Origin of the sequence: uncultured Demequina sp. (genome assembly GCF_913055775.1) — a bacterium.
Taxonomy (GTDB): Bacteria; Actinomycetota; Actinomycetes; order Actinomycetales; family Demequinaceae; genus Demequina.
Genome location: NZ_CAJXJX010000143.1, coordinates 1 through 6,360 on the forward strand (window position 1 = coordinate 1; position 6,360 = coordinate 6,360).

Here is a 6,360-nt window from a genome sequence, read left to right on the forward strand (position 1 = left end):
GCGCGACGTGAAGGCGACCTCGAGCCGGTCGAGCGCCGAGTCGACCGCCGAGGTCGAGTAGCCGCCGCGCTTGAGCGCGAAGCTCGCGCGACGCACCTCGAAGTCGGCGAGCTCATCGATCGCGTCGGGCCGCTCGTAGGCCTGGCGAGCCCGCCCGAAGTACTCGTCGACGTCGGCCACGCGGTAGCCCAGCTTGGTCGCGCCCGATCGCGGGAACAGGTCAGGCATCAGGCCTCCTTGATCGCGAGCTGTCCGCACGCGCCGTCGATGTCACTGCCTCGAGTATCCCTGATCGTGGTCGGAATCCCGTGAGCGCGCAGGGTGTGGACGAACTCTCGCTCCACCTCGGGGTCCGACGCGGTCCACTTCGAGCCCGGCGTGGGGTTCAGCGGGATCGGGTTGACGTGCACCCAGCCCTCGCCGCGCTCCTTGAGCTTGCGGCCCAGCAGATCCGCTCGGTGCGCGTGGTCATTCATGTCGCGGATGAGCGCGTACTCGATGGACACGCGCCGGCCGGTGGCGTCGAAGTACCTCCGCGCGGCGTCGAGCGCCTCATCGACGGTCCACCGGGTGTTGATGGGCACGAGCTCGTTGCGAAGCTCGTCGTCCGGGGCGTGGAGGCTGAGCGCCAGCGTGACCGGGATGCCCTCCTTGGTGAGCTTGTCGATCGCGGGGACCAGCCCGACGGTCGACACGGTCACGTGGCGCGCCGAGAGCCCGAAGCCGAGCGGCTCCGGCGCCACGAGCGCACGCACGGTCTGCATGACGGCCTTGTAGTTGGCGAGCGGCTCGCCCATGCCCATGAAGACCACGTTCGACAGGCGCACCTGCTCCCCGAGCTCGCCGTCACGCGACGCCTTGGCCGCCAGGCGGACCTGCTCGATGATCTCCGCGGCCGACAGGTTGCGGGTGAGGCCCATCTGCCCGGTGGCGCAGAACGGGCACGCCATGCCGCAGCCCGCCTGGCTCGTCACGCACAGCGTCGCGCGGTCGGGATACTTCATCAGCACGGACTCGACCTTCACGCCGTCGTGGAGGTTCCACAGCGTCTTGCGCGTGGCGCCGCCGTCCGCCGTGAAGGAGGTGACGGGGCTCATGAGCGCGGGGAACATCTGCTCGGCGAGGTCCTCGCGGGAGGCCGCCGGGAGGTCGGTCATGTCGGCGGGGTCGACGGTGAGGTGCGTGTAGTAGTGCGTTGCCAGCTGCTTGGCGCGGAACGCGGGCAGACCGAGCTCGCGCATCGTGTCGACGCGTTCGTCGTGCGACAGGTCCGCGAAGTGGCGCGGCGGCTTGCCGCGCCGCGGGGCGGCCATCTGGAGGAGAGGGCGGTCTGTCATGTGAACCTCGTCAGAACGGCGAATGCGACGAATGCCACCGGGGCGGCGAGCAGCAGCGAGTCGATACGGTCCATGATGCCGCCATGCCCCGGCAGGAGCGAGCTCATGTCCTTGACCTGGATGTCGCGCTTGACTGCCGACTCCGCAAGGTCGCCCAGCACGGCGGCCAGTCCGCAACCGAGTCCCACGATCGCGCCGATCCACCAGTCGCCTGCGTAGAAGTAGTACGCGGCGACCCCGGCGGCGGCGGTGCCGAGCAGCAGTCCCCCGGCGAAGCCCTCCCAGGTCTTCTTGGGGCTCACCCGGGGTGCCATGGGGTGCTTGCCGAACAGCATGCCGGCGAACAGCCCGCCCGTGTCGGAGCCCGCGACGGCGAGGATCACGATCAGCACGCGGTGCCAGCCATCGTCTGCCATGACGAGCAGCACCAGGAACGACGCGAGGAACGGGATCCACAGCAGCGTCAGCATCGCGGCCAGCGAGTCCGCGAGCGTGTTCTCGATGCGCTCGTCGACCACGCGCCAAGCAACGCTGCCGGCCAGGCCCGCCATCAGCGCGACCACCAGGCCCTCGGTGCCGTAGCTCCACGTCGCGACCACGAACCCCGCGGTCGCCAGGGCCACGGGAACCAGAGGCACCCTGCGCGCCTGCTTGGCGAGCACGGACCGCCACTCGATCACCGCCGCGAGCGAGAACACGACCACGAGCGCGGAGAAGGCCAGCGGGTGCCACCATGCGGCCACCACCACGAGAGCGAGCAGCGCGACTCCCACCAGGGTCGCGACCGGCATGTTGCGCCCGCCACGCGACACCGGCGCGACCTGCTCGACAGGCTCCTCGACGGGATGCTCGGTGGTGGGGTCGATGCGCGCGTCATCGACGCCCGCATCGACCGGGATCTCGGGCGGCGCGGCGAGCGCCGAAGGCTCTGGCTCGCGCCCGGACTCGGGCTGCGGCCCGGGCTGGTGCTGGGGCACCGACTCAGCCTGGGGCGCGGTCTCGGGCTGGGGCTCGCCCCAGCGTGGCGTCGTAGGGGCAGGGCGCGTGTCCTCGGCGCCGTCGGGCGTCGGCGAGTCCTCGTACTCCGGGTGCAGCGACGGCATGCGGGGCGCGTCGAAGGGCGGGAGGTCCGCCGGGTCGCTCGCGGCCCCTCCATGCACCGGCTGCCACGGGGGCATGCGGGCCGGAGACGGCGTCGACGGAGCGACGGGCTCCACCGGTTCGCGTCGACGTCGGAAGATGCTCATGGAACGTGGCGCGCGAACGCGACCCGAGGTCAGACCTCGAGCAGCTCGCTCTCCTTGTGCGACAGCAGCGCGTCGATCGCGTCGACGTGCTGCTTGGTCAGGGAGTCCAGCTCCTTCTCGGCGCGGTTGCCCTCGTCCTCGCCGACCTCGCCGTCCTTCACGGCGGCGTCGATCCGGTCCTTGGCCTTGCGGCGCATGTTGCGGACCGTCACGCGGGCATCCTCCGCCTTCGACTTCGCGAGCTTGACGTAGTCGCGGCGGCGCTCCTCCGTGAGCTGCGGCATGACGATGCGCAGCACGTTGCCGTCGTCCGAGGGGTTCACGCCCAGGTCCGAGTTGCGGATCGCCGACTCGATCTCCTTCTTCGCCGAGGCGTCGTACGGAGAGATCAGCACCATGCGTGCCTCAGGAAGCGTGATCGAGGCGAGCTGCTGCAGCGGCGTGGGCGCCCCGTAGTAGTCGACCGTGATGTTCGCGAACATCGCGGCGGATGCCTGGCCGCTGCGGATGCCTGCGAAGTTGTCCTTCGCGACTCCCACGGCGTTGTCCATGTGCTCCTCTGCCTCGAGGAGGATCTCGTCAATCACGTGTGCTCCTTGTTCTGCACGGCTCAGGCCGTGACCAGCGTGCCGATTCTCTCACCCACGAGGGCGCGAGTCACGTTCCCCGACTCCTCGAGTCCGAAGACCACCATGGGCATCGCGTTGTCCTTGGCCAGGGAGAACGCGGCGGCATCCATCACGTTGAGGCCCTGGCGAAGCGCGTCCTCGTACGTGACGTGCTCGAGCATGCGCGCGTCCGGGTCCTTGCGCGGGTCTGCGGTGTAGACGCCGTCGACTCCGTTCTTGCCCATCAGCACCTCGGTGCACCGGACCTCGAGCGCGCGCTGCAGGCTGACGGTGTCCGTCGAGAAGTACGGCATGCCCGCGCCCGCGCCGAAGATGACCACGCGGCCCTTCTCCATGTGGCGGACGGCGCGCAGGGGGATGTAGGGCTCCGCGACCTGGCCCATGGTGATGGCCGTCTGGACGCGGGTCGCGACGCCGGCCTGCTCCAGGAAGTCCTGCAGGGCGAGCGCGTTCATGACCGTGCCGAGCATGCCCATGTAGTCCGCGCGCGCGCGCTCCATGCCTCGCTGCGACAGCTCCGCGCCGCGGAAGAAGTTGCCGCCGCCCACCACGATGCAGACCTGCACGCCCTGCTCGACTGCGGCTGCGACCTCGCGCGCGATGCGGTTGATGACGTCGGCGTCGAGGCCCACGGCGCCGCCGCCGAACATCTCGCCCGACAGCTTCAGCAGAACGCGCCGCATCCCCGGGGAATCGCCGGTGTCCGGAATCACGGTGGTGGACTCGGACATCGGCTCCTCCTGGGGTTGCGGCGCGCTGCTGGAAGTGGGGTCTCCTGCCTGGAAGCCTATGCTCCCACGCGGAAGCGGGTGAAGGCCGAGACCTCGCCGCCGGAGTTGTCGATGACCTTGCCGACCGTGGTCTTCGGGTCCTTCGCGAACGCCTGGTCCACCAGCGTGTTCTCCTTGAAGAAGCCGTTCAGGCGACCCTCGACGATCTTGGGCAGAGCCTGCTCGGGCTTGCCCTCCGCCTTCGCGGTCTCCTCGGCCACGCGACGCTCGTTGGCGACGACGTCCTCGGGGACGTCCTCACGCACCAGGTAGGTGGGCGAGTACGCCGCGATGTGCATCGCGATGTCGCGAGCGACCTCGCCGGCCTTGGCGTCCGAGCCCACGAGCACGCCCACCTGCGCCGGCAGGTCCTTGTTGGTGCGGTGGAGGTACTCGGTGACGACGGGAGCCTCGACGCGAGAGACGCGACGCAGGACGATCTTCTCGCCCAGGATGCCGGCCTCGGCGTCGATGACCTCCTGCAGGGACTTGCCGTCCACGTCGATCGCGAGCGCGGCCTCAGCGGAGTCGGCGCCTGCGGCGACGACCGTCGCGAGCACCGAGTCCGCGAGCGCCACGAACTTGTCGTTCTTGGCCACGAAGTCGGTCTCGGAGTTAAGCTCGATCAGCGTGCCGACCTGGCCGCCGTCGGCGTCCTGGATCGACGCGGCGACGAGACCCTCGGAGGCCGAGCGGCCCTCGCGCTTGGTGACGCCCTTGAGGCCCTTGACGCGGAGAATGTCGACCGCCTTGTCGAGGTCGCCCTCGGCCTCGTCGAGAGCCTTCTTGACGTCGAGCATGCCGGCACCCGTGCGCTCGCGGAGCGCCTGGATGTCAGCCACGGTGTAGTTCGCCATGTGCGGTTCCCTTACTTCTCGTCGGCGGCGGCGGCCTCGTCGGCCTTGTCCGCAGCCTTGGTGGTCTTCTTCTTGGCGGGCGCCTTCTTGGCCGGAGCCTTCTTGGCGGGCTTGGCCTCGTCAGCCGCGGGGGCCTCCTCGGCCTTCTCCTCGGCCTTGTCCTCGATCGCCTCGGCCTTGTCCTCGGTCGCCTCGGCCTTGTCGTCGGCCTTCTCAGCCGGCGCATCGGCCTTCTCGTCGGCCCTCTCGTCGGCCTTGCCGTCGAGCAGCTCCTGCTCCCACTCGGCCAGCGGCTCCTCGGTGCCCTCGGCGTCCGCCTCGTCACCCTTCGGGGTGTGGCGGATGCGCACGCCCTCGGCGACCGCGTCGGCGATCACACGGGTGAGCAGGCCGACGGCGCGGATGGCGTCGTCGTTGCCGGGGATGCCGTAGGCGACCTCGTCCGGGTCGCAGTTCGAGTCGAGGATGCCGACGACGGGGATGCCCAGCTTGCGGGCCTCGTCCACGGCGAGGTGCTCCTTGTTGGTGTCGACGATCCACACGACGGACGGCGTCTTGGCCATGTCGCGGATGCCGCCCAGGGTCTTGTCGAGCTTGTCCTTCTCGCGGCGCAGGCCCAGGAGCTCCTTCTTGGTGCGACCGGAACCGGCCACATCGTCGAAGTCGATCTCCTCGAGCTCCTTGAGGCGCGAGATGCGCTTGCTCACGGTCTGGAAGTTGGTGAGCATGCCGCCCAGCCAGCGCTCGTTGACGTAGGGCATGCCCACGCGCTTGGCCTGCTCGGCGATGGTCTCCTGCGCCTGGCGCTTGGTGCCGACGAAGAGCACGGTGCCGCCGTGGGCGACGGTGTCGCGCACGAACTCGTAGGCGGCGTCGATCTTGGACAGCGACTGCTGCAGGTCGATGATGTAGATGCCGTTGCGCTCGGTGAAGATGAAGCGCTTCATCTTGGGGTTCCAGCGGCTGGTCTGGTGTCCGAAGTGGACGCCCGAGTCGAGCAGCTGGCGCATGGTGACGACGGCCATGGCTGTTCCTGTTCTGCACGCGCGTGCGCGTACTGGTGTTCTGGGCGGGACGGGGCCCGCTTGTTCGGTTGACGATGCGTGCCCCCGCGGGCCGCATCCCTGGCACCAACGCGGGTCGACACCGAACTTGCGTTCGGACCTCGCCTTCCCGGCGCGCTCCCTGCCGGCTGACCGGTGGGCGGCGCGAATGGCGCGCGATGTCATCCGGGCATGCCGGATGCAGGGACGATCATACCTGACCGGGGCGGTCGCACGCGACCCAGCATGGGCGGTTGCGGGCAACCCGGAGTGGGGGCCGCTGCTGTTCAGCAGCGCACCCGCTGCCGTCCCCAGGCCAGCGCACGCCCCCATCGTCCCCCACCCGGCGCGCACTCCGTGGCGAAGCCTCACTCACAGCCGCTGGAATCGTCCACGGAGGTGAGAGCGATGCGCACACCATGGTGGATGGTGCTGGTGGCGGCGGCAGCCTTGGCGGTCGGGACGATGCAGGCTCCC

Annotated in this window: 7 protein-coding genes; all 7 read right to left on the minus strand. The window is 69.7% G+C overall.

Annotated features, from left to right (window positions below):
- Positions 1-228, minus strand: a 228-nt coding sequence (locus QZ483_RS12055) for a DivIVA domain-containing protein (RefSeq protein ID WP_297084324.1), incomplete at its 3' end; no start/stop codon positions are given.
- Positions 228-1,337, minus strand: coding sequence for a 23S rRNA (adenine(2503)-C(2))-methyltransferase RlmN (gene rlmN, locus QZ483_RS12060; RefSeq protein ID WP_297084326.1), 1,110 nt, complete (start codon positions 1,335-1,337; stop codon positions 228-230). The genes QZ483_RS12055 and rlmN, both read right to left, overlap by 1 nt.
- Positions 1,334-2,584, minus strand: a complete 1,251-nt coding sequence (locus tag QZ483_RS12065; RefSeq protein ID WP_297084328.1) for a phosphatidate cytidylyltransferase — start codon at positions 2,582-2,584, stop codon at positions 1,334-1,336. Before QZ483_RS12065 ends, rlmN begins: the two co-directional genes overlap by 4 nt.
- Positions 2,585-2,613: 29 nt before the next feature.
- Entirely contained in the window at positions 2,614-3,171 is a 558-nt protein-coding gene (gene frr / locus QZ483_RS12070; protein ID WP_297084329.1) for a ribosome recycling factor, read from the minus strand.
- Positions 3,172-3,194: 23 nt separating this feature from the next.
- Entirely contained in the window at positions 3,195-3,944 is a 750-nt protein-coding gene (pyrH, locus tag QZ483_RS12075; protein ID WP_297084331.1) for a UMP kinase, read from the minus strand.
- A 56-nt stretch (positions 3,945-4,000) separates the two neighbouring features.
- The gene (gene tsf, locus QZ483_RS12080; RefSeq protein WP_297084333.1) at positions 4,001-4,840 is read right to left on the minus strand and encodes a translation elongation factor Ts; all 840 of its coding nucleotides are present in this window, start codon (positions 4,838-4,840) and stop codon (positions 4,001-4,003) included.
- 11 nt (positions 4,841-4,851) lie between these two features.
- Positions 4,852-5,865 (minus strand): 30S ribosomal protein S2, encoded by a 1,014-nt coding sequence (gene rpsB / locus QZ483_RS12085; RefSeq protein WP_297084335.1) that lies wholly within the window; start codon positions 5,863-5,865, stop codon positions 4,852-4,854.
- Between the last annotated feature and the right edge of the window lie 495 nt (positions 5,866-6,360).

Excerpts from the sequence above, each read along its gene's own strand:
- tsf (WP_297084333.1), bottom strand. The coding sequence starts at position 4,840 with ATGGCGAACTACACCGTGGCTGACATCCAGGCGCTCCGCGAGCGCACG.
- pyrH (WP_297084331.1), bottom strand. The coding sequence starts at position 3,944 with ATGTCCGAGTCCACCACCGTGATTCCGGACACCGGCGATTCCCCGGGG.
- rlmN (WP_297084326.1), bottom strand. The coding sequence starts at position 1,337 with ATGACAGACCGCCCTCTCCTCCAGATGGCCGCCCCGCGGCGCGGCAAG.
- QZ483_RS12065 (WP_297084328.1), bottom strand. The coding sequence starts at position 2,584 with ATGAGCATCTTCCGACGTCGACGCGAACCGGTGGAGCCCGTCGCTCCG.
- rpsB (WP_297084335.1), bottom strand. The coding sequence starts at position 5,865 with ATGGCCGTCGTCACCATGCGCCAGCTGCTCGACTCGGGCGTCCACTTC.